The organism is Pseudoxanthomonas sp. GW835-FHT14C01 (assembly GCF_058793715.1).
In genome coordinates this window covers 673,693-695,478 of the sequence record NZ_JBXAGB010000002.1, presented here as the reverse complement: position 1 = coordinate 695,478, position 21,786 = coordinate 673,693, and the positions used below count along the sequence as shown (strand labels likewise).

Here is a 21,786-nt window from a genome sequence, read left to right as displayed (position 1 = left end):
GCCGCCGCTCAGTCCAGGCGTTCCACCCGCGCGCGCCGCAGGGCGGGCTGCAATTGGCCTGTCCAGTCGCGGTCGTTCGCCACCTGCGCATCGGCGCGGCTGCGGTCGAGCGCATCGACATCGAGATCGGCGATGGCCCAGACCTGCTCGCCCGAGGTCTGCACCACCACGCCATCGGCCGGCAGGCCGCGGTCCATCGGTGCGAAGATCGCGGCCTCGCCCGTGTTGATGTCCAGCGCCGGGCTCCATGCCGCCTCGCCCGCGGTCACCGACTGCGCGACGAAGATCCGGTTCTCCAGCGCACGCGCCAGGCAACCGACGCGCACGCGCATCGCCCCCGCGCCGGTATCCGTGCAACTCGGCACCAGCAACAGGCGCCCCCCGGCGTCGGCCTGCGCGCGCACCGGCAGCGGAAACTCGCTGTCGTAGCAGATCGACACGCCCGCGCGGACCCCGTCGAGCTCGAACACCTTCAGCGCATCGCCGCCGTCGATCACGCCCAGCGCCTTCTCGAAGCCGGTCAGCTGCAGCTTGTCCTGCCACGCATGGACGCCCTGCGGCGTGAACACGTCGCAGCGGTTGCGGTAGCGACCCTCTCCATGCGCCAGCAGGAAGGTGCCCGCGACGATGTGCACGTCCAGTTCCTTCGCCAGCCGCGCATACAACGCCAGCCAGTCGCTGCGGTAGCACTGGATGGCCGCCAGCGAGGCGTGCAGGTCGGTCTGCGTGGCGGCATCGAACGTCGCCGCAAGCTCCAGCGACAGATATTCGGGCAGTACGGCGACGCGTGCGCCCTGCGCGGCGGCTCCAGCAAGCACGTCCGCCTGCCGTGCCGCGAACGCGGCGAAATCCGCCGGTGCCTGGATGACGTACTTGGCGACGGCGACCTTCATCGCATCGGCTCCAGCCCGCGCAACCAGAACGTCAGCGCATGATCGATCTCGCCGTGGCCGATCTCGCGCCAGGCCAACCGCATCGTCATGCCCGGCTGACGGGTATAGCCCCGCTTGTCCCAGAACGCCTCGTTGCCGCGGTGACCGGATGGCTGCCTCGGATCGTCGCGCTCGCGGTCCACGGCACAGAAGGCAGTCCACGAGAACCGGCCCAGCGCGCGGGCGTGCGCTTCGCGGTGGTCGAAAAACGCATGGCCGATGCCGTTGCCGCGGTACGCGGGGAGCAGCACGGATTCGCCGAAGTAGAAGACGTCTTCCGGATCCATCCCGGCGTCGAGGAACGGTTGCTGGAAGGCCGCGGTGTCGTCGGCCAGTGGCAGGCCGGTGGAAGCGCCGACCACCTGCCCCGCATCCATCGCCAGCACGAACAGGCTTTCGGCCGAACGCGCGTAGGCATCTAGATAGCCGCGCTCGTAGTCGAGGTCGCCTTCGTACAGATAGGGCCAGTCGCGGAACACCGCCACGCGCAGGCGCGCGACGTCGTCCAGCCAAGGCGTGATCTCGGGCCCGCGGTACAGGCCGATGGTGTAGGCAGGCGTCATGCCGTCAGTGTAGCGGCATGCTGGCAGACCCGGCCTTGGAGCAGGCCGGAACAGCAGCCGCCATCCCCCGCACAGGCGGGGATCCGGTGACTTCACATGTTCAACCGGCAAGGCGCCGGGTTCCCGCCTAAGTGGGAACGACGGGCAAGAGAGTTGTCGAGGCCTTCCTCAGTGCACGTGCGCCACGTGCCGGTGCGCGTGCTCGCCGTCCTGGGCCAGCAGGCGGTAGTGCACGGTATCGGCGTCTCCCAGACCGACGCCGCGCGGACGCGACGCGATGCCGTCCTTGCCGAAGTCCAGCACGGCGCCGACGCCGGCGTACAGGTAGCGGTCGCCGAAGGCCTTCAGCAGGGCGGCGAACGTGGGCTCTCCCGTGCAGTGACCCGGTGCGATGTACTGGATGTCGTGCGCCTTCAGCGCGCCGACCAGGCCTGCGATGGCGGTGTCGTCGGCGTTGACGAAGTGGAAGCCGCCGATCACCAGATGGATCTGCGGATCGATCTTCGCCGCCGCGTCCACGATGCTCGCGATACCCGGATGCGAGCATCCCACCACCAGCACCAGGCCCTGGTCGGTGCGGATGGCGAGCGAGAGTTCGCGCAGTTCGCGCGTACCCGGCGCGTCGGAGACCGCCGCGATCGTCCAGACGCCCGGCGCGATCTCGGTGGTCTCGGCCAGCGGCTTGAAGTTGCCGGCCGGCCAGGCACGGCCGAACTGCAGCCGTTCCGCCGGCTCGCCATCGTAGTAACGCATGCGCGCCGGCAACGTGGCGTCCTTGCGATAGAAGCTCGACGGCAGCGACGAACCGTAGATGCCAAAGCCCTCCTGCGGCGCGTAGACCGGCACCTGCGGATTGACCTTCAGCACTTCGACGAGTCCGGCCATATGGTCGGCATGGCGGTGCGACATCACCACCGCATCCAGTCGGGACAGGTCCACGTTCTTGGCCTTGACGTTGCGCGCGAAGATCGCCGCGTCGTTGCCGGTATCGAACAGGATGCGCTTGCCACCGGCTTCAACCAGGGCGGCAAACCCCCAGTCCTTCTCCAGCGCGGGATCGTCGCCGAAGGCGTCGTAGATCACGGTGATGCGCGGGGCCGCCGTACCCGCAGCAAGCGCCGGCAAGGCCAGCAAGGACAGGCCGAGTACGGCGAGGCGGGAAAGAAGACGCATGCACGGGCTCCGCTGAGTGTTGCCGCGAGCTTACGCGCCGCATGTCGTCGTGCCGCGCGGCTTATACCTTTTGACAGATAACCAGCGCTCATGTGCTTATGCCACGCACACAAGAAGGCGGTGGCGTGCCCGGCTCCGTCCGTGGAGATCGGGGCGCGCCACCGGCCGGGGCGAACTCAGTGCAGGGGCGCGATGGACGCCGCGTCGTCCCACGCGTAGATCGCAAGGCCTCCGCGGAGGTCGAGCCGCAGGCAGGCGTGTCGGTCGCGACTCGTCGTGATGAATCCGCTTGCCGGATGCGCGGCCATCGGCCGCCAGGCGTCGTAGGCCAGGGGTGCGCTGCGACGCCCGAGGCCTTCCCTGGCCGTCCGCGCGTCCTGCAGGAATGCCAGCGACCGCGCCCTGAGCACCGATACGGTGTCACGGGACAACTCGAACACGATGCTGCCGCAATGCCGGTGCCGCAGCGGCAGCAGGAGGGCCGCCAGTCCCGCCTCGCCTGCCGCGTCGAGGACGACGCGGCACGTATCGATCTGGAGCGGCAGCACGCGACGGGCGCGCCGGTGCAAGGTGGCAAGATCGAGCATCGCGATGGCCTCAGCGCAGTTCCGTGCCCAGGGCGTACCAGTCCACCTTGCGGGTGACCCACATGATGACCGCCAGGATGCCGAACAGCAGCAGCGAGCCCATCAGCAGCGCGTTGTTCTCCGACTTCAGCAGGATGTACAGCACGCCGTACAAGGCGGTGAGCATCGTGGCGAAGCCCGCGGCCCGCAGCCAACTCTGCAGCACACCGGACAGGTAGAAGAACTGCAGGCCGATGCACGCCGCGGCCGATACGAGGTAGGCCTGCCAGAAGGCGATGTGCTCCGAGAGGCTGAGCAGCAACAGGAAGAAGATCGCCAGCGCCAAGCCGACCAGCAGGTACTGCAACGGATGGATCGGCAGGCGCTTGATCAGCTCGAACAGCGCGAAACCGACGAAGGTCAGCACCACGAACAGGAGGCCGTACTTGCTGGCGCGATCGACCTGCGTATAGACGTCGACCGTGTCCACCAGACTGACCACGGCGCTGTCGATGGCGGTTTCGCTGCCGCCGTCGGCACCGTACTCCGAGCTCGCCTCGCGCAGCGAGGGCGGCTGGGTCAGCTTGCCTGATGCAGACGCCAACTGGCTCTGCGCCGCACTGGCCAGCGAAGACACCTGCCAGCGCGCGGTGAATCCCGTCTCGTCCAGCGTCTTGCTGTTGGGCAGGAAGCGGCCACCGAACAAGGGCTGCCGCCACGGCGAGCTCATCGCGATGTCGTTGCTGTCGGCGACGGGTGCGATACCCAGCGATTGCGTACCGGCCAACGAGATATCCAGATGCATGCTGCTGGCGGGAAGCGCATTGCCCGACGCTTCCAGCAACGCATGGATCCCCTCTATCCGGCCCGACAGGGCGCCCGTGCCGGCCGCCAGCGTGCGAGGTACACCGTCGACCTTCAGCGACGGCGTCCCGACCAGGCCGCGCACGTCCGCCATGCCCACGACCACATAGGGCTGGCCATAGATGCGGCCGTCGGCCGCCGGCACCTGCAGCGGCGCGAAGCTCGCCTTCAGCGCCGCTTTCCATTCGTAGACGTTCACCGTGTACAGCCCGATGCGGCGTTCACCGGGCTGCAGGCGGCCGTCCACGGACAGGCTCGTCGGCGTCTGCAGCAGGTAGCCTTCCTTGATGTCCCGCCGCGTTTCCGGCTTGCCGTTCTCGTTCACGGCATTGACCAGGCGCTCCTCGCGCCATGGGATCACCCGCAGCGGACCGACCACCTGCTGGGGTCCGGCCATGCTCTGGGAAACGCGATTCTCGGCCAGCATGCGGTATCGCTCGCGATCCTGGATGACGCCGCGGATCATCATCAGCGGAATGAGCAGCAGCAGGACCAGCCCGCCGACGGTGAGGAAACGCAACAGCAGCTTCAATGACTTCATGTCGATGCCCCTGTGGGATACGGGACGCATCGTCAGGGGACTCCGTGCAACCGGCAGGGAGCGTGTTTGAAGGCTGTGTGAAGTGGCGGACCCTTCATCGGGACGAAAGCCGGCAGCCAGGGTCTCTGCTTCTCGTGCAAGGAAGTCGCTGGGTCCCGGCTTTCGCCGGGATGACGAGGGGAGATTGCGCTACATCATGGGCAGCGACAGCACCGCTTCCGCGCCGCCCTCGGGGCGGTTGCCCAGCGCGGCTTCGCCGCCGTGCAGGCGCATCACCTCGCGCACGAACGGCAGGCCCAGGCCGGAACTGCGCGTACCGCCGTCGGGGCGAGGCAGCGAATAGAAACGCTCGAACACGCGCTCCTTCGCGTAGTCGGGCACGCCGGGACCACGATCGCGCACGACGAAACGCACCTGCCCGTTCCGCTCGTCGACCGCCAGTTCCACTTTGCCCCCCGGCGGCGAGAATGCGATGGCGTTGTCGAGCAGGTTGGTCAGCGCGCGGCGCAGCAGGAACGCATCGCCTTCCACCGCCCACGCGCCGGCCTGCGGCAGGCGTTCGACCTCCACCCCCTGCGGCGTCAGTTTCGCATCGAGGTCCCGCACCACCTCGTCTGCAAGCGCGGCGGTGTCGATGCGTTCGCGCCGCTGCAACCAGCCATGCTGTTCGACCTCGGCCAGCGCCAACAGCTTGTCGATGGTTTCGGTCAGCCGGTGCTCCTGGGTCTGGATGTTGCGCGCGAACCGCTGGCGCTCGGCTTCCGGCAACGGCTCCTGCAACAGCTCCGCCGCGCCGCGGATGGCGGCGAGCGGACTCTTCATCTCGTGCGTCAGCGACTGCACGTACTGCTCGACGTAGGCCTTGCCCTCCAGCTTGCGGCGCATCGTTTCCAGCGCGCGCCCGAGGTCGCCGATCTCGTCGGTACGCGGGCGCGGCGGCGGCACGGGCTCGCCGGCGCTGACGGCCTGCGCATAGCGGTTCAACCCGCCGATGCCCCGCATCAGCCACCAGGTCATCAGCACGCCGATCAGCGCGGAGATGCCGATCAGCCACGCGCCGCGCAGCAGGATGCTGCGCTGGCTGGCGACGATGAAGGGCTCGATGCTGCGGTTCGGCTGCGACAGCGTCAGCACGCCGATCAGCCGTGAACGATCGGCGGGGTCGTAGACCGGCGCCGCCACGTGCATCACGGTATTGGTCTTGTCGCCGGGCCTCTCGGCGCTGGAGCGGGCGCCGTACTCGCCGCGCAGCGTGCGGTACACGTCGTTCCAGCGCGAGTTGTCGCGGCCGACGTCGCGGCCCTGCGAATCGAATACCACGGTGCCTTTCGCGTCGGTCACGGTGACGCGGTAGTCGACGCTGCGCTTCTGGAACCGCCACACCCACGCCTTGGGATCCCGCTGCTGCGCCTCGGCCACGTTGCCGGCGAATACGCCGTCGGCGATGCGACCCGCCTTCAGGTCGTCGGCCGCCATCTCCGCGAGCATGTTGGCGGCATCGACCAGCGTGGCTTCCATCGCCTGGCGCACGCCGGGCTTCACTTCGTTGACGAACACGCGCATCACGAAGAACGCGGCGATGCCGACGATCAGGAAGAAGCCGAGGACGAGCTTCAGCCCGAGCCGCATCTCAGGCCTCGATGGCGTAGCCCAGTCCGCGGTGCGTGCGGATCGGGTCGGGGTCGGCACCCGCGGCCCGCAGCTTGGCGCGCAGGGTCTTCACGTGGGTATCGACGGTGCGGTCTGCGCTGTCGGCATCGCTGTCCCAGCCACGGTCCATCAGCTGGGCGCGGCTGAGGATGGCGCCGGGCCGCTGCAGCAGCGCATCAAGCAGCGCGTACTCGTAGCGGGTCAGGTCGAGCAGCTGGTCGCGGAAGCGGATGCGATGGCCATCGCGGTCGACCGCGAAGGCGCCGCGCTCCAGCCACGCGCCCGCCTCCGCCTTGGGGGGCGCACCCGCGCGGCGCAGGCGGGCCCGGACCCGGGCGACCAGTTCGCGCGGCGAGAACGGCTTGGTGACGTAGTCGTCGGCGCCCAGTTCCAGGCCCAGCACGCGGTCGATCTCGTCGTTGCGCGCGGTGAGGAAGATCACGGGCACGTCGCTGAAACCGCGCAGTTCGCGGCAGACATCGAAACCGCTGGCATCGGGCAGGCCCACGTCGAGCACCACCACATCGACGCCGCCGCTCCGCACGCGCGGCACCACCTCGCGCGCCAGCAGGCAGTGGTCGGCCTCGATGCCTTCGCTGCGCAGCGCGTACAGCACGGCGTCGGCGATGGCGGTTTCGTCTTCGGCAATCAGTACGCGGGGCATGGCGCAAGCATATATGCTGCGCGGCATGAATTACCGCCACGCCTTCCATGCCGGCAACCATGCCGACGTCCTCAAGCACATCGCCGTGCTGGCCAGCATCGACGCGCTGAAGCGCAAGGACACGCCGTTCTTCGTGCTGGATACGCATGCCGGACGCGGGCGCTACATGCTCGGCGGCGCAGAGAGCCGCAAGACCTCGGAAGCCGACAGCGGCGTGTTCAAGCTGATGGGGGCCGCGCGCCTGCCCGATCCCGCCGAGCGCTACCTGCGCGCCGTGGTCGCCAACAACCCGGTCGGCGCGCTGATCACCTACCCCGGCTCGCCACTGCTGGTCGCGCAGGCATTGCGCCCGCAGGACCGGCTGGCTGTCTGCGAGTTGCAGCCCGACGAGGCCAAGGCGCTGCGCGAGGTGTTCGCGGACGACGCGCGCGTCGCCGTGCATGGACGCGATGGCTACCTGGCGATGAAGGCGCTGCTGCCGCCGCGCGTAGGCGAACAACGTATCGCCCGCGGACTGGTGCTGATCGACCCGCCGTACGAGGTGCAGGACGCCGAGTACCCGCAGATCATCGCCTCGCTGAAGGACGCGCTGGAGCGCTGGCCCGCCGCGACGTACGCGGTCTGGTATCCCATCAAGCAGCGGCGCAGCCTGCTGCCGTTTTTCCGCAAGGCCGCGGCACTGCCGTCGAAGGGGGCGTTCGTCGCCGAACTGCAGGTGCGCCCCGACGATTCCCCGTTGCGCCTCAACGGCAGCGGCATGCTGATCGTCAATCCGCCGTGGCAGCTCGACCAGGCGTTGGCCCCGGTCCTGCCGGTACTCGCGTCCACCCTGGGCGAACCCGGCGCGAGCCATCGGCTCGAGTGGCTGCGCCAGCCCGCCTGACCACCGCTTCCGCTCACGCGGCACGGTCGGGAGGCTGTGCGAGAATCGCCCCTCCTTTCCCTGCACGACACCTCTTCCATGGCCGGATCCAGTCTGTTCGCCCTGATCGACGACATCGCCACCCTGCTGGACGACGTGTCGGTGATGACGAAGGTGGCGGCCAAGAAGACGGCCGGCGTGCTGGGCGATGACCTGGCGCTCAATGCACAGCAGGTCACCGGGGTGAAGGCCGACCGCGAACTGCCGGTGGTGTGGGCGGTGGCGAAAGGCTCGATCGTCAACAAGGCCATCCTGGTGCCCGCGGCGCTGGCCATCAGTGCGCTGGAAACCTGGCTGCACGGCCGCGGCTACAACGTGCCGCTGGTGACGCCGCTGATGATGATCGGCGGCGCGTTCCTCTGCTTCGAGGGCGTGGAGAAGCTGGCGCACAAGTTCCTGCACAAGGAAGAAGGCGGCGACCGCCATGCCGAGCGCGTGGCCGCGATGCGGGACGAGAACGTGGACATGGTCGCGTTCGAGAAGGACAAGGTGCGGGGCGCGATCCGTACCGACTTCATCCTGTCGGCGGAGATCATCGTCATCTCGCTGGGCACGCTGGCCGGCCGCGCGTTCCTGGAACAGGTGCTCACGCTGGTGGCGATCTCGGCCATCATGACGGTGGGCGTGTACGGCCTGGTCGGCGGGATCGTCAAGCTCGACGATGCCGGCCTGGCGCTGGCGGCGGACCAGCGCGACACCGGCTGGGCGCGGTTCAAGCGCGCCTTCGGCCGCGGCATCCTGTACAGCGCGCCTTACCTGATGAAGTTCCTCTCCATCGCCGGCACTGCGGCGATGTTCCTGGTCGGCGGCGGCATCCTCGTGCACAGCATCCCGGCCCTGCACCATGTCATCCAGCCGTATGCGGAAGGCGAGCTCGGCTGGCTGTGGGGAAGCCTGTTCAACGCCGCCGTCGGCGTGCTGACCGGCGCGGTGATCGTGGCCGCCGTCACCGCGGTCTCGCGGCTGCGCGGCAAACGCCACGCCGCCTGAACCGGCCGCCCCCCGGCCCTCGCCGCCCCTGCGGATTTCATGCGAGCATCCCGCCATGACTGCGCCCAAACGCCTTCCGCCCTGGCATGAACACTTCCGCCTGCCCAGCGGGCGCGAGCTGCTGATCCGGCCGATCCGGCCCGAGGACGCCGGCCCGATCCAGGGGGCCTTCGGCCTGCTGGGGCCGGAAGAGATCCGCCATCGCTTCATGTACGCGCTGAAGGAACTGACGCCGGAAATGGCGCAGCGCCTGACCCACCCCGACCCCACTACCGAGTTCGCGCTGGTCGCCGCCGAAGCGCTGCCGCCGGGCGAGGCGCTGGTGGGTGCAGTGGCGCGTGCGGCGCTGGTGTCGCGCACGCGCGACGCGGAGTTCGCGATCCTGGTCAGCCATTTCATCGCCGGCCAGGGCCTCGGGCGCCACCTGATGCGCAAGCTGGCCAAATGGGCGCGTTCGAAGAAGCTCGACCGCCTGTACGGCGACGTGCTCGACACCAACCTGCCGATGCTGGCGCTGGCGGAATCGCTGGGCTTCAAGCGCGTCCGCGAGAACGATGGCTCCGGCCTGGTCCGCGTGGTGCTGGATCTGAACGACGGTCCCTGAGACCCGCCGAACCGAAGGCGGTCCCGCACCTCGTGCCGCGCGCTCGGCGAACCCGGCCAGCGGACACGACGGAAGCACAGCGACCCACCGGCGCGGGCGCTACTGCGTATGCCGCGCGCCGAGCCAGGATCTCGTCCCGGAGCACGCCCGCCATGACGCGATCAATCCGCTGACGGCGGAATGATCCGTCCCGGCAGGTGACGGGCCCGCGGGAGCCCAGTTGGTAAACTGCACGTCCTTCGCGCTGGGCACCCCATGGTGTCCGGCGCTGTCGTTGTTTTGTGCGCCCATGACCGATACCCAGAAAACCCACCTGCCTGTCCCCCCGCTGCCCCGTGGCGGCCAGTCCCGCGCCTGGTGGCGCGCACCTGCCTCGCCGACCGCGCTGGCGTGGTCCATCGCCGCTGCCGCGCATGCCCACGACGGGCCGCTGCTGGTTGTAGCGCGCGACAACCACGAAGCGCACCAGATGGAAGCCGACCTGCACACGCTGCTCGGCGTTGGCGCCGACCTGCCGGTGGTGCCCTTCCCCGACTGGGAAACCCTGCCCTACGACCAGTTCAGTCCGCATCCGGACATCGTCTCGCAGCGCCTGGCCGCGCTGCACCGCCTGCCCACGCTGGCGCGCGGGATCGTGATCGTGCCGGTGCAGACGCTGATGCAACGGCTGTCGCCGCTGCGCCACATCGTCGGCGGCAGCTTCGACTACCGGGTAGGTCAGCGGCTGGACTTCGACGCCGAGAAGCGCCGGCTGGAAGCGGCCAGCTACCGGCACGTGCCGCAGGTGCTGGACCCGGGCGACTTCGCCGTGCGCGGCGGGCTGCTGGACGTCTATCCCATGGGGGCGGATGCGCCGCTGCGCATCGAACTGCTGGACGACACCATCGACTCGATCCGCCACTTCGATCCCGACAGCCAGCGCTCGCTCGACAGGACCGATGCCGTGCAGCTGCTGCCCGGTCGCGAGGTGCCGCTGGACGAACGTTCGGTCGAGCGCGCGATGACGCTGCTGCGGGACCGCTTCGACGTCGACACGCGCCGCAGCGCGCTGTACCAGGACTTGAAGTCCGGTCTGGCGCCGGCGGGCGTGGAGTACTACCTGCCGCTGTTCTTCGAGCAGACCTCGACGCTGTTCGATTACCTGCGGAACAACGCGCTGCCGCTGCTGACCGATGGCTTCGGTGAGGCGGCCGAAGCGTTCTGGGCGCAGACGCGCAACCGCTACGAGCAGCGCCGCCACGACATCGAACGTCCGCTGCTGCCGCCGGACGAGTTGTACCTGCCGCCTGACGGGCTGCGCGAGCAACTCAACCAGCGCGCGCGCATCGAGGTCTGCGGCGCGCAGCACAGCCGTATCGCCGAGGCGCTGCCGCTGGGCGAGCAGCCGTTGCCGCCGCTACCGGTGGCGGCGAAGGACGCGCCCGCCGGCGAGGCGCTGAAGTCGTTCCTCGGCCATTACCCGGGCCGCGTGCTGATCGCGGCGGATTCGCCCGGTCGTCGCGAGGCGCTGCTGGAAGTGCTGCAGGCGGCGGAGTTGAAGCCGGACGTGGTCGCCGACTTCGGCGCCTTCCGCGCGGGCAAGGATCGCTTCGCCATCGCCGTGGCACCCCTGGCCGACGGCTTCGCGCTGGACGATCCGCGCATCGCGGTACTGACCGAGCGCCAGCTGTTCCCCGAACGCGCCACGCAGGCGCACCGGCGCAAGCGCACCGGCCGCGAGCCGGAAGCGATCATCCGCGACCTCGGCGAACTGACCGAAGGCGCGCCCATTGTCCATGAGGACCATGGCGTCGGCCGCTACCGTGGCCTGATCGCGATGGACGTGGGCGGCATGCCCGGCGAGTTCCTCGAGATCGAGTACGCCAAGGGCGACCGCCTGTACGTGCCGGTCGCGCAGCTGCACCTGATCAGCCGCTACTCGGGCGCGTCGGTGGAAACCGCGCCGCTGCATTCGCTCGGTGGCGAAGCCTGGGCCAAGGCGAAGAAGAAGGCCGCAGAGAAGGTCCGCGACGTCGCCGCCGAACTGCTGGAAATCCAGGCGCGCCGGCAGGCGCGTGCCGGCCTGGCGCTGCACCTGGACCGTGCGATGTACGAACCGTTTGCGGCCGGCTTCCCGTTCGAGGAGACGCCCGACCAGCATCATGCGATCGAATCGGTGATCCGCGACCTCGGCAGCAGCCAGCCGATGGACCGCGTGGTCTGCGGCGACGTCGGCTTCGGCAAGACTGAAGTCGCCGTGCGCGCCGCATTCGCCGCCGCCAGCGCCGGCAAGCAGGTGGCCGTACTGGTGCCCACCACGCTGCTGGCCGAGCAGCACTACCGCAACTTCCGCGACCGCTTCGCCGACTGGCCGTTGAAGGTCGAAGTGCTGTCGCGCTTCAAGACCGCCAAGGAGATCAAGGCCGAGCTGGAGAAGCTGGCCGAGGGCAAGCTGGACGTCATCGTCGGCACGCATCGCCTGTTGCAACCCGACGTGAAGTTCAAGGACCTGGGCCTGGTGATCGTCGACGAGGAGCAGCGCTTCGGCGTGCGCCAGAAGGAGGCGCTGAAGGCGCTGCGCGCCAACGTGCACCTGCTGACGCTGACCGCCACGCCGATTCCGCGCACGCTCAACATGGCGATGGCCGGCCTGCGCGACCTGTCCATCATCGCCACACCGCCGGCCAACCGCATGGCGGTGCAGACCTTCGTCACGCCGTGGGACGCGGCGCTGCTGAAGGAGGCCTTCCAGCGCGAGCTGTCGCGCGGCGGCCAGGTGTACTTCCTGCACAATGATGTCGAGAGCATCGGCCGCATGCAGCGCGAGCTGCAGGAGCTGGTGCCGGAGGCGCGCATCGGCGTGGCGCACGGGCAGATGCCCGAGCGCGAACTGGAACAGGTGATGCTGGATTTCCAGAAGCAGCGTTTCAACGTACTGCTGTGCACGACGATCATCGAATCCGGCATCGACATCCCCAACGCCAACACCATCATCATGAACCGCGCCGACAAGTTCGGCCTGGCGCAGCTGCACCAGCTGCGCGGCCGCGTCGGCCGTTCGCACCACCGCAGTTATGCCTACCTGGTGGTGCCGGACAAGCGCAGCATCACCGCCGACGCGCAGCGCCGGCTGGAAGCGATCGCGTCGATGGACGAACTGGGCGCCGGCTTCACCCTCGCCACCCACGATCTTGAAATCCGCGGCGCCGGCGAACTGCTGGGCGAGGACCAGAGCGGCCAGATGGCCGAGGTCGGCTTCAGCCTGTACACCGAACTGCTGGAACGCGCGGTGCGCTCGATCAAGGCCGGCCACCTGCCCGACGTCGACCTGGGCCAGGAGCGTCGTGGCGCCGAGGTCGAGTTGAACGTGCCCTCGCTGATCCCCGACGACTATCTGCCCGACGTGCACACGCGCCTGACGCTGTACAAGCGCATCAGCAGCGCGCGCGACAAGGAGGAACTGCGCGACCTGCAGGTCGAGATGATCGACCGCTTCGGCCTGCTGCCGGATCCGGCCAAGTACCTGTTCGCCACGGCGGAACTGAAACTGGCCGCGAACGACATGGGCATCCGCAAGCTGGAGCTGGGCGAGCACGGGGGCCGCATCGTGTTCGAGGCCAAGCCGAAGATCGACCCGATGGCGGTGATCCAGCTGATCCAGAAACAGCCCAAGCTCTACACCATGGACGGGCCCGACAAACTGCGCATCAAGGTGCCGCTGCCCGACGCGCCGGACCGCTTCAACGCGGCCAAGGCGTTGCTGATGACGCTGGCGCCGGGCTGATCCGATGCGTTCCGCGTCCCTTTCCTCGCATCCGCTGCCGGAGAACGTCCATGACCTTCGATCCCGCCCCCGACTTCGGTGACATCGCCTGCTCGCTGGAGTCCCTGGCCTTGGCGATCGAGGTGCGCGATGCCTACACGCGCGGCCATTGCGACCGCACCGGACGCATCGCGCGTGCGCTGGGCCAATGCTTCGACCTGGATGCCGACGAACTGGAGCAGCTGGAGCTGGCCGCGCACTTCCACGACGTCGGCAAGATTGGCGTGCCCGACCGCGTACTGCTGCACAGCGGCCCGGTCGCCGACGAGGACTGGCCCTCGATCCGGGCGCACAGCGAGCTGGGTGAACGCATCTTCCTCGCCAGCGGCCACCGGCACGCCGCCGCCGTGTCCGCGCTGATCCGCCACCACCACGAAGCGATCGACGGCAGCGGCTATCCCGACGGGCTGGCCAGCGACGCCATCCCGCTGGGCGCGCGCATCCTGCGGGTGGCCGACAGCTATGACGCGATGACCACGCGGCGCCCCTACGCCGAAGGGCGGGTGCACGAGGCGGCGATGCGCATCCTGTACGAGGAACAGGACGCCAAGATCGACGCGGACGTGTTCCGCGTGTTCGAACGGCTGATGCGCGACATGTCGTTGCGCCAGCCCTGAGCTACAGCTGCGACTCGATCGGCAGCCAACCGACGGCGCGCGCCGTCCAGCGGCGCCAGACGCTGGCTTCCGGCTCGCGGTCCCAGACACGCGGCGGCTTCGCCGCAGCGTCCTCCCAGCGCAGCGCGCCGTCCTGCAGGCGCACGCGGTAGCTCATGTCGGGGGCGATCTTCGCCTCGTAGCTGCGCCGCAGCGCCGCCGCGGCGCTGCGGTCGCGGAACAGCACGCCCATCTCGGTATTGAGGTTGACCGAGCGCGGATCCAGGTTGAACGATCCGATGAAGCCGCCTTCGCCGTCCACGGCGAACGCCTTGGTGTGCAGGCTGGCACCGCTGGAGCCGAACAGGCTGCTGTCGTGCTTGCCGTGCGGCATCAGTTCGAAGAGTTCGACACCGCCCTCCAGCAGCGGAATGCGGTAAGGCGCGTAGCCCCCGTGGACCGCCATCACGTCGTTGGCCGCCAGCGAATTGGTCAGCACGCCGACGTTGACGCCCTGCGCACGCTTGCCGACCAGCCAGCGCGTGCCCTCCGTACCCGGCACGAAGTACGGCGAGATCACGCGCAGCTCGCGCTTCGCCTCTCCCATCGCCCTGCCCAGCCGGTGCACCAGCCACTGGCCCTGTCCCTCGCCCTGCCCCTTGGAGGCCGGATCCGAGTACACCCCCACCTCGTCCAGCCAGTGCAGCATGTTGCCACCCACCAGTGCGCGCATGCCGGGCGAGCTGCGCAGCCGCGCCACGTAGTCGGCCGCCTGCGGCGAACGGTAGCCGGCATCGCCGTTCTCGCGCAGTCGCTCCAGGGCGCCGTCCTCGGCCTTGGTCAGCGCGGCGAGCGGAATCACCGAAGCGCTGTTCCAGAAATCGTCGAAGATCGCTTCCGTCTGCGCGACCGCCGGCCCGACCAGCACGGCATCGAGATCGAGGAAGTTGGTCTGCGATGCGGCGTCGAAATACTCGTCGCCCACGTTGCGTCCACCCACCACCGCCGCGCGTCCGTCGGCGATCCATGCCTTGTTGTGCATGCGACGGTTCATCGCCATCGGACGCAACAGCATTTCCGTGGCCCGGCCGAGTACGCCGGCGCGACTGCGCGAGGGATTGAACAGGCGGACCTCGATGTCCGGATGCGCATCCAGCGCCGCCAGGTGCGAGTCCTTGCCGTGCGCGGTCATGTCGTCCAGCAGCAGGCGCACGCGTACGCCACGGTCGGCGGCACGCAGTACTTCGTAGCTCAGCAGGTTGCCGGTGAAGTCGTGGTTCCAGATGTAGTACTGCAGGTCCAGGCTGCGCCCTGCGGCGCGCGCGGTGGCGGCGCGCACGGTGAACGCATCCAGGTTGTCCGACAGCAGCGCCATGCCGCTCCGGCCGCCGCGCTCGCGCAACAGCGGTGCGATGGCGCGATCGAGCGCGGTGGCGTCGGCCGCGGTCGGCAGCACATGCGACGCGGGCCCGCGCGCGCCTTCGGCGAAGCGCCCATAGCTGTACAGCGCAACGCCGGACGCCACGACCAGCACCAGCAGTGCGACGCCCAATCGCCACAGCCATCTGCGCATGGTTTCCCCTTCTTCACGGCCCGGACCCTATCGTAGCGACAGCCCCGTGAGGATGTCGCTTGCACCCGGCCTCCCGCCGGTGCACGCTCGGCCACGTCTCCCGTCCAGGATCACCATGCGCCTGCCGCACCCGTTACGCCTCGCCCTCGCACTGCTGCTGGCCTCGCTGGCCGCATGCGGCACCATGCCGCCGGGCGATGCGTCGGCGCCGCTGACCTTCGTCGTCGTGCGCCATGCGGAAAAGGCGACCGACGACCCCGGGAATCCCGGCCTGTCCGCCGCCGGACAGGCACGTGCCGTGGCGTTGGCGCACCGGCTGCGCGATGCGCCGCTGGTGGCGGCCTATGCCACCGAATTCCGCCGTACGCAGCAGACGGCGCAGCCCACCGCCGATGCCCATGCAGTGCCGGTGAAGGCGTACTACGCGCGTGGTCCGGCCCGCGAGATCGCCGCACAATGGAAGCTGGCGCATCATGGCGGCAGCGTGCTCGTCGTCGGTCACAGCAACACCGTGCCGGACCTGGTGGCGGCCTTGTGCGGGTGCGAAACGGCACCGATGGACGACAGCGAATACGACCGGCTTTCCCTCGTCCGCATCGGCAGCGATGGCCGCGCCACGCTGGAGGTCGGGCGCTACGGCGCCTCCCCGTCGCCGTGAGCACGGTCTTCGGCGACTGGAATGGCAGCGTCGCGGACGCGCGCCGGGTGCAGGAACACCTGGCGACCGAGGTCGTGCTGCGCGACGACGTACCGGATGCACCGCGCTGGCTGGCGGGCTTCGATGTCGGCTTCGAGGACGAGGGCGCCACGACCCGTGCCGCCGCCGTCCTTTTGGCCGCGGACACCCTGCAACCGGTCGCGTCGGACGTGGTGCGGATGCCGACATCCATGCCTTACGTCCCCGGCCTGCTGAGTTTCCGCGAATTGCCCGCCCTGGTCGCCGCGCTCGAACGCCTGCCGCACACGCCCGACCTGGCCTTCATCGATGGCCAGGGCATCGCCCATCCGCGGCGGCTCGGCATCGCCGCGCATTTCGGCGTGGCCACCGGCCTGCCCAGCATCGGCGTGGCCAAGAACGTGTTGTGCGGCAAGCATGAAACGCCCGGCCCGTTCGCGGGCGAACGCACGCCGCTGATCCATCGCGGTGATCACATCGGCTGTGTGCTGCGCAGCAAGCCGCGCTGCAATCCGCTGATCGTCTCGCCCGGCCATCGCGTGTCCATGCAGGGCGCGCTGGACTGGGTGCTGCGCACGCTGCGCGGCTACCGCCTACCGGAGCCGACCCGGCTCGCCGACCGGCTGGCCTCGCGTCGCGACTGATCCCGCGCGCAACGATCCGTTTCCGCGCCGTCGCAGGCACGGCCCGCGTCCCGTGCGATGCTTCGCCCCTCTCCCGGAGGACAGCCCATGACCACGATCATCGCCCCCCGCGTGCACGACCTCGGCGGTGGCTTTAATGTGCGCCGCGCCGTTCCGACGCTGCAGGCCCGCAGCGTCGGCCCGTTCGTCTTCGTCGACCACATGGGCCCGGCGGTGTTCGAACCCGGCCTGGGCATCGACGTACGTCCGCATCCCCACATCGGCTTGGCCACGGTGACCTTCCTCTGGGCCGGCGCGATCCACCACCGCGACACGCTGGGCTCCGAACAGGTGATTACGCCGGGTGACGTCAACTGGATGACCGCCGGCCGCGGCATCGCGCACTCCGAGCGCACACCCGGCGACGTACGCGCCGGTCGCCACGACGTGCATGGCATGCAGACCTGGGTGGCCTTGCCGAAGTCCGCCGAGGAGGTCGCTCCCGAATTCCATCACCACACGGCGGCGACATTGCCGCTGATCGAACGTGCGGGTGCGCGACTGCGCGTCATCGCTGGTCGCGCCTATGGCGAGGAGTCGCCGGTGAAAGTGTTCAGTGGCACCTTCAATGTCGCGGTCGACCTGCAGCCGGATGCAGAACTGGAGATCGACAACGGCCACGCCGAACGCGCGCTCTATGTCCTGGAAGGCGAGGCGCAGGTGGACGGCGCCGACATTCCGGAAAAGCATCTGGTGGTCTTCGACCGCGGTAGCCGTTCCGTGCTGCGTGCGAAGACGGCGGTGAAGGCGATGCTGCTGGGCGGCGAGCCGCTGGATGCGCCGCGCCACCTGTGGTGGAACTTCGTCTCCAGTTCCAAGGAGCGCATCGAGCAGGCCAAGCAGGACTGGCAGGAAGGCCGCTTCGGCCATGTGCCCGGCGAAACGGAATTCATCCCGCTGCCGGAGCGTTGAATCCGTCGCCTGTCGGCGTGCAAATGTGAGACGTACTTCATTGGCGTTTGAATGCGCCCGACATAACGCAAAGCAAACATCTGCTGCGTGCCGCTTCCGCTATCGTGCGCGCACCGTCATGTGACGGGGCGCACACGGGCAATGGGGGCTGGCATGAGTATGGTGAAGCGGCTCGCGGCAGAGTTTCTGGGGACCTTCTGGTTGGTGCTGGGCGGCTGCGGCAGCGCGGTGCTGGCGGCCAACTTCGGTGGCGACGGCAATCCGCTGGGCATCGGCCTGCTGGGTGTGTCGCTGGCGTTCGGCCTGACCGTACTGACGGGCGCGTATGCGTTCGGTCACATCTCGGGTGGTCATTTCAATCCCGCGGTCAGCATTGGCCTGTGGGCCGGCGGCCGCTTCCAGGCCAGGGAAGTGGTGCCGTACGTGGTGGCGCAGGTGGTCGGCGGCCTGGCGGCCGGCTTCATCCTGTGGCAGATCGCCAGCGGCCATCCCGGCTTCGCGGTCGATCCCAACGCGGCCGGCGCGTTCGCCAGCAACGGCTACGGCGCGATGTCGCCTGGAGGTTTTTCGGTTGCCGCCGCCTTCCTCACCGAAGTGGTGCTGACGGCGTTCTTCCTGATCGTCATCATGGGCTCGACCCATGGCCGCGCGCCGACCGGCTTCGCGCCGATCGCCATCGGCCTGGCACTGACCCTGATCCACCTGATCAGCATTCCGGTCACCAACACCTCGGTGAACCCGGCGCGCTCCACCGCCGTGGCGATGTTCGCCGGCCCGGCGGCCGTCGGGCAGCTGTGGCTGTTCTGGCTGGCGCCGATCCTCGGCGGCCTGATCGGCGGTATGCTCTACGGTTGGCTGGGCCGCGACCGCGACTGAGCCCGACGACCTTGCCCGGCCACGCCGGGCAAGGTGCGACGGCCGGTGTGACTCGGGTCGCCGTTCGCGCCCGTACCGCGTTGTTTTGCGCCGCAGCATGAGCTAAGGTCGGAACGACTGCCGGGGGAAAACGGCAGCCGGCACCGTGGCATGCAAGGGGATGCTGGGCCAGCGCGGCCCGCTGCGGTGCGCGGACGACGCGGTACCGCCCACGCCCGGGCGTTCGATCCAGGGGATGACATGAAGACCGTGATTGCCGTTGGCCTCAGCCTCTTTTCCGCTGCCGCGTGGGCGCAGACCGCTCCGGCATGCCCGACGCTGCCGGCCAATGCTGGCCTGACCTGGGAACAGCGCGTCGATGCGAGCTTCATCACCTGCAAGGCGGTCACCGACGATGGCCGGCAGGTGCTCAACGTGATGCTGACCGCCCGCGATCCCAAGATCAGCCTGGAGCGGCGCCTGCGTCAGGAAGAAAGCACGTTCTCCGGCGAACAGATGTACTGGTACCGGCCCAACCTGGGTGGGCAGGAGACCTTGCCGGCGGCGGCATCGCGGCGCATCGCCGTGATCGAGTACGACGACGACCGCTACGCACAGGTGTGGATCAATGCCGCATCGCCCGAAGAACTCGGCTCGCTGATCTCGCTGGCACGGCAACTCGACGTGCGCAGCGCCGGCGCACAGCTTTCCGCCGGCAACTGACGACCGCACGCTGCGGCGGGAGGGTCCCCCGCCGCCTCTGCTTCAGAACCGGCCTTCCTGGAAATCGACGAAGGCCTGCATCAGTTCCTGCCGCGTGTTCATGACGAACGGGCCATGCCGCATCACCGGCTCGCGCAACGGACGCCCCGCCACCAGGATCAGCCGTGCAGGCCGGCTGCCCGCACGCACCTGCAGCGTGTCGCCACCGCCCAGTACGCCCATCTCGTGGGTGTCCAGCGGACGCGCTTCATCGCCCTCGCCCACCGTCACCGCGCCTTCGAACACGTAGGCGAACGCGTTATGGCCGACCGGCAGCGTGTAGTCCCACGCATGTCCCGGTTGCAGCGCGATGTCCAGGTACACCGGATCGGTGGCCGGCTGCGAGATCGGGCCCTGCGTGTCGCCGACGGTGCCGGCGATGACCTTCACGTCGATCCCCTTCGCCGGATGCGCGACCGGAATCTTTTCCGGCGCGAATTCCTGGTACTTCGGTGCGGTCATCTTCTCGCGCGCCGGCAGGTTCACCCACAACTGGAAGCCGCGCATGCGGCCGGACTCCTGCTCGGGCATCTCCGAATGCACCAGGCCGCGGCCGGCGGTCATCCACTGCACCGCGCCCGGTGTCAGCAAGCCTTCGTTGCCGTGGTTGTCGCGATGGCGCATGCGGCCGTCGAGCATGTAGGTCACGGTCTCGAAGCCGCGATGCGGGTGCTCCGGGAAACCGGCCAGATAGTCCTCGGCCTTGTCGGTGCCGAACTCGTCCAGCAGCAGGAACGGATCCAGGTCCGGCAGGTCGGGGCCACCGATCACGCGCGTCAGCTTGACGCCGGCGCCATCGGACGTGGGTCGGCCGCGGATCGTGCGGATCACGCGGGCAGGCGTGCTATCGGTCAGGGTGCTCATGGTGCCTCCAGTTCAACTGCCGACAAGATGGCATCGCCGTGGCTGCTTCGGAACGGCGCCCCACGTAACCCTCCGTTCCACCCATGGACACCGTAGAGCGGAGCTTGCTCCGCTGCTTCAGGAGCGGCATCGCCGCCGTAGAGCGGAGCTTGCTCCGCTGCGGTTGGACACGACACCCGACCAGGAGCAGCGGAGCAAGCTCCGCTCTACGGGGCAGCTCAGGCGATATAGACCGACTTGATGTTCATGAACTCATGGATGCCGTGTTCGGCCAGTTCGCGACCGAAGCCGGAGCGCTTGGTGCCGCCGAACGGCAGTCGCACATCGCTGCGCACGATCGCATTGACGAACGCGGCGCCGACCTGCAGCTGGCGCGCGATGCGGTTGCCGCGTTCGACATCCTTGGTCCACACGCTGCCGCCCAGGCCGAACGTGGTGTCGTTGGCCACGCGCACGGCCTCGGCGTCGTCCTTCACCCGCAGGATGCTGGCCACCGGGCCGAACAGTTCCTCTTCGTACGCCGGCATGCCCGGCGACACGTCATCGAGGATCGTCGCCGGATAACCGGCGTGCGACGCATCGGGTTCTCCCCCCAGCAGCACCTTGGCGCCTTTCGACACGCTGGCCTGCACTTGCTTGTGCAACTCGTCGCGCAGGTCCTGACGCGCCATCGGCGCCAGCGTCGTCGCATCGTCCTGCGGATCGCCCAGTCGCAACTTCGCCGCGGCGTCGGCGAAGCGCTTGACGAAGGCGTCGGCGATGCCGTCCTGCACGATGAAGCGCTTGGCCGCGATGCAGGTCTGCCCGGCGTTGCCGAAGCGCGAGGCGATCGCGCCCGCGACGGTCTTTTCCAGGTCGGCATCGTCCAGCACGATGAAGGCGTCGCTGCCCCCCAGTTCCATGACGCTCTTCTTCAACTGGCTGCCGGCGTTGGACGCGACGGACCGTCCCGCCCGCTCGCTGCCGGTCAGCGTCACCGCGGCCACCCGCGGATCACGGATGACCTCGGCCGCCTGGTCGTTGTCGATGTGCAGCACGCCGAACACGCCCTTCGGCAGGCCCGCCGCCGCGAGTACCTCGCCGATCGTGTCGGCGCAGCGCGGCACGTTGCTGGCGTGCTTGAGCACCGCCACGTTGCCGGCCATCAACGCCGGCGCGAGAAAGCGGAACACCTGCCAGATCGGGAAGTTCCAGGGCATCACGGCCAGCACGCAGCCGATCGGTTCGTAGCGCACATAGCTGCGCTGTCCGTCGGTGGCAACCGGCTGGTCCTGCAGATAGTCGGCCGCATGGTCGGCGTAGTAGTCGCAGGCGCCGGCGCACTTGTCCACTTCGGCCAGGGCTTCCTTGCGCAGCTTGCCCATCTCCGCCGTCATGATGCGCTGGAGGTCGTCGCGACGGCGACGCAGCTCGGCGCCTATCGCACGCAGGACCTTGCCGCGCTCGACCAGGGACAGTGCGGACCACGCCGGGAATGCCTGCTGCGATGCCGCCAGCACGACCTCCACCTGCGCGGAGGTCATCAGCTCATGGCGGTAGTCGACCTTGCCGGTCGCGGGGTTGATGGTTTCGACGGTCATGGGAGGTTCTCTTG

Annotated in this window: 20 protein-coding genes; 10 read left to right on the top strand and 10 right to left on the bottom strand. The window is 68.9% G+C overall.

The genetic code is table 11. The features are described from left to right. Positions 1-8: 8 nt before the first annotated feature. The 7 genes from AC1Q5B_RS09985 to creB form a co-directional block, all read right to left on the bottom strand. Positions 9-893, bottom strand: coding sequence for a carbon-nitrogen hydrolase family protein (locus AC1Q5B_RS09985; protein WP_492631525.1), 885 nt, complete (start codon positions 891-893; stop codon positions 9-11). Continuing rightward, positions 890-1,495 (bottom strand): GNAT family N-acetyltransferase, encoded by a 606-nt coding sequence (locus AC1Q5B_RS09980; protein WP_492631524.1) that lies wholly within the window; start codon positions 1,493-1,495, stop codon positions 890-892. Before AC1Q5B_RS09980 ends, AC1Q5B_RS09985 begins: the two co-directional genes overlap by 4 nt. 168 nt (positions 1,496-1,663) lie before the next feature. Beyond that, entirely contained in the window at positions 1,664-2,668 is a 1,005-nt protein-coding gene (locus AC1Q5B_RS09975) for an MBL fold metallo-hydrolase (RefSeq protein ID WP_492631523.1), read from the bottom strand. A gap of 176 nt (positions 2,669-2,844) precedes the next feature. Further along, entirely contained in the window at positions 2,845-3,255 is a 411-nt protein-coding gene (locus AC1Q5B_RS09970; protein WP_492631522.1) for a hypothetical protein, read from the bottom strand. Between the two features lie 10 nt (positions 3,256-3,265). After that, positions 3,266-4,639, bottom strand: coding sequence for a cell envelope integrity protein CreD (gene creD, locus AC1Q5B_RS09965; protein ID WP_492631521.1), 1,374 nt, complete (start codon positions 4,637-4,639; stop codon positions 3,266-3,268). 189 nt (positions 4,640-4,828) lie between these two features. Continuing rightward, positions 4,829-6,268, bottom strand: coding sequence for a two-component system sensor histidine kinase CreC (gene creC / locus AC1Q5B_RS09960; RefSeq protein ID WP_492631520.1), 1,440 nt, complete (start codon positions 6,266-6,268; stop codon positions 4,829-4,831). A gap of 1 nt (position 6,269) precedes the next feature. Continuing rightward, entirely contained in the window at positions 6,270-6,953 is a 684-nt protein-coding gene (gene creB / locus AC1Q5B_RS09955) for a two-component system response regulator CreB (protein ID WP_492631519.1), read from the bottom strand. 25 nt (positions 6,954-6,978) lie between these two features. Between creB and AC1Q5B_RS09950 the strand changes: the two genes are divergently transcribed. The 5 genes from AC1Q5B_RS09950 (at position 6,979) to AC1Q5B_RS09930 (ending at position 13,888) form a co-directional block, all read left to right on the top strand. Beyond that, complete coding sequence (locus tag AC1Q5B_RS09950; protein WP_492632080.1) at positions 6,979-7,836, top strand: 23S rRNA (adenine(2030)-N(6))-methyltransferase RlmJ; 858 nt, start codon at positions 6,979-6,981, stop codon at positions 7,834-7,836. 78 nt (positions 7,837-7,914) lie between these two features. Further along, the gene (locus AC1Q5B_RS09945) at positions 7,915-8,865 is read left to right on the top strand and encodes a DUF808 domain-containing protein (protein WP_492631518.1); all 951 of its coding nucleotides are present in this window, start codon (positions 7,915-7,917) and stop codon (positions 8,863-8,865) included. A 55-nt stretch (positions 8,866-8,920) separates the two neighbouring features. Beyond that, complete coding sequence (locus AC1Q5B_RS09940; protein WP_492631517.1) at positions 8,921-9,469, top strand: GNAT family N-acetyltransferase; 549 nt, start codon at positions 8,921-8,923, stop codon at positions 9,467-9,469. A 289-nt stretch (positions 9,470-9,758) separates the two neighbouring features. Then, the gene (gene mfd / locus AC1Q5B_RS09935; protein WP_492631516.1) at positions 9,759-13,232 is read left to right on the top strand and encodes a transcription-repair coupling factor; all 3,474 of its coding nucleotides are present in this window, start codon (positions 9,759-9,761) and stop codon (positions 13,230-13,232) included. A gap of 50 nt (positions 13,233-13,282) precedes the next feature. Beyond that, on the top strand, positions 13,283-13,888 hold the full coding sequence (locus AC1Q5B_RS09930) for an HD-GYP domain-containing protein (protein WP_492631515.1): 606 nt from the start codon (positions 13,283-13,285) through the stop codon (positions 13,886-13,888). Position 13,889: 1 nt separating this feature from the next. Here AC1Q5B_RS09930 and AC1Q5B_RS09925 read toward each other — a convergent pair whose 3' ends face one another. Beyond that, complete coding sequence (locus AC1Q5B_RS09925) at positions 13,890-15,440, bottom strand: phospholipase D family protein (RefSeq protein WP_492631514.1); 1,551 nt, start codon at positions 15,438-15,440, stop codon at positions 13,890-13,892. Positions 15,441-15,555: 115 nt separating this feature from the next. Here AC1Q5B_RS09925 and AC1Q5B_RS09920 point away from each other — a divergent pair, with 115 nt between their 5' ends. From AC1Q5B_RS09920 to AC1Q5B_RS09900, 5 genes are all read left to right on the top strand, one after another. Continuing rightward, complete coding sequence (locus AC1Q5B_RS09920) at positions 15,556-16,098, top strand: SixA phosphatase family protein (protein ID WP_492631513.1); 543 nt, start codon at positions 15,556-15,558, stop codon at positions 16,096-16,098. Beyond that, the gene (gene nfi, locus AC1Q5B_RS09915) at positions 16,095-16,760 is read left to right on the top strand and encodes a deoxyribonuclease V (protein WP_492631512.1); all 666 of its coding nucleotides are present in this window, start codon (positions 16,095-16,097) and stop codon (positions 16,758-16,760) included. Before AC1Q5B_RS09920 ends, nfi begins: the two co-directional genes overlap by 4 nt. Positions 16,761-16,847: 87 nt before the next feature. Then, positions 16,848-17,711, top strand: a complete 864-nt coding sequence (locus tag AC1Q5B_RS09910) for a pirin family protein (RefSeq protein ID WP_492631511.1) — start codon at positions 16,848-16,850, stop codon at positions 17,709-17,711. A gap of 153 nt (positions 17,712-17,864) precedes the next feature. Then, entirely contained in the window at positions 17,865-18,587 is a 723-nt protein-coding gene (aqpZ, locus tag AC1Q5B_RS09905; protein WP_492631510.1) for an aquaporin Z, read from the top strand. A gap of 240 nt (positions 18,588-18,827) precedes the next feature. Continuing rightward, entirely contained in the window at positions 18,828-19,289 is a 462-nt protein-coding gene (locus AC1Q5B_RS09900; protein WP_492631509.1) for a hypothetical protein, read from the top strand. Positions 19,290-19,331: 42 nt separating this feature from the next. Here the strand turns inward: AC1Q5B_RS09900 and AC1Q5B_RS09895 are convergent, their stop codons facing one another. Together AC1Q5B_RS09895 and AC1Q5B_RS09890 are read right to left on the bottom strand one after the other, a co-directional pair. Beyond that, on the bottom strand, positions 19,332-20,192 hold the full coding sequence (locus AC1Q5B_RS09895) for a pirin family protein (RefSeq protein WP_492631508.1): 861 nt from the start codon (positions 20,190-20,192) through the stop codon (positions 19,332-19,334). Between the two features lie 218 nt (positions 20,193-20,410). After that, complete coding sequence (locus AC1Q5B_RS09890; protein WP_492631507.1) at positions 20,411-21,772, bottom strand: NAD-dependent succinate-semialdehyde dehydrogenase; 1,362 nt, start codon at positions 21,770-21,772, stop codon at positions 20,411-20,413. Positions 21,773-21,786: the final 14 nt, after the last annotated feature.

Bases quoted from the DNA above. Each gene is read 5' to 3' on its own strand.
- AC1Q5B_RS09980 (WP_492631524.1), bottom strand. From the start codon at position 1,495: ATGACGCCTGCCTACACCATCGGCCTGTACCGCGGGCCCGAGATCACG.
- creB (WP_492631519.1), bottom strand. From the start codon at position 6,953: ATGCCCCGCGTACTGATTGCCGAAGACGAAACCGCCATCGCCGACGCC.
- AC1Q5B_RS09895 (WP_492631508.1), bottom strand. From the start codon at position 20,192: ATGAGCACCCTGACCGATAGCACGCCTGCCCGCGTGATCCGCACGATC.
- aqpZ (WP_492631510.1), top strand. From the start codon at position 17,865: ATGAGTATGGTGAAGCGGCTCGCGGCAGAGTTTCTGGGGACCTTCTGG.
- AC1Q5B_RS09920 (WP_492631513.1), top strand. From the start codon at position 15,556: ATGCGCCTGCCGCACCCGTTACGCCTCGCCCTCGCACTGCTGCTGGCC.
- mfd (WP_492631516.1), top strand. From the start codon at position 9,759: ATGACCGATACCCAGAAAACCCACCTGCCTGTCCCCCCGCTGCCCCGT.
- AC1Q5B_RS09970 (WP_492631522.1), bottom strand. From the start codon at position 3,255: ATGCTCGATCTTGCCACCTTGCACCGGCGCGCCCGTCGCGTGCTGCCG.
- AC1Q5B_RS09900 (WP_492631509.1), top strand. From the start codon at position 18,828: ATGAAGACCGTGATTGCCGTTGGCCTCAGCCTCTTTTCCGCTGCCGCG.
- AC1Q5B_RS09950 (WP_492632080.1), top strand. From the start codon at position 6,979: ATGAATTACCGCCACGCCTTCCATGCCGGCAACCATGCCGACGTCCTC.
- AC1Q5B_RS09930 (WP_492631515.1), top strand. From the start codon at position 13,283: ATGACCTTCGATCCCGCCCCCGACTTCGGTGACATCGCCTGCTCGCTG.
- AC1Q5B_RS09890 (WP_492631507.1), bottom strand. From the start codon at position 21,772: ATGACCGTCGAAACCATCAACCCCGCGACCGGCAAGGTCGACTACCGC.
- AC1Q5B_RS09910 (WP_492631511.1), top strand. From the start codon at position 16,848: ATGACCACGATCATCGCCCCCCGCGTGCACGACCTCGGCGGTGGCTTT.
- AC1Q5B_RS09925 (WP_492631514.1), bottom strand. From the start codon at position 15,440: ATGCGCAGATGGCTGTGGCGATTGGGCGTCGCACTGCTGGTGCTGGTC.
- AC1Q5B_RS09945 (WP_492631518.1), top strand. From the start codon at position 7,915: ATGGCCGGATCCAGTCTGTTCGCCCTGATCGACGACATCGCCACCCTG.
- AC1Q5B_RS09975 (WP_492631523.1), bottom strand. From the start codon at position 2,668: ATGCGTCTTCTTTCCCGCCTCGCCGTACTCGGCCTGTCCTTGCTGGCC.
- AC1Q5B_RS09985 (WP_492631525.1), bottom strand. From the start codon at position 893: ATGAAGGTCGCCGTCGCCAAGTACGTCATCCAGGCACCGGCGGATTTC.
- creD (WP_492631521.1), bottom strand. From the start codon at position 4,639: ATGAAGTCATTGAAGCTGCTGTTGCGTTTCCTCACCGTCGGCGGGCTG.
- creC (WP_492631520.1), bottom strand. From the start codon at position 6,268: ATGCGGCTCGGGCTGAAGCTCGTCCTCGGCTTCTTCCTGATCGTCGGC.
- AC1Q5B_RS09940 (WP_492631517.1), top strand. From the start codon at position 8,921: ATGACTGCGCCCAAACGCCTTCCGCCCTGGCATGAACACTTCCGCCTG.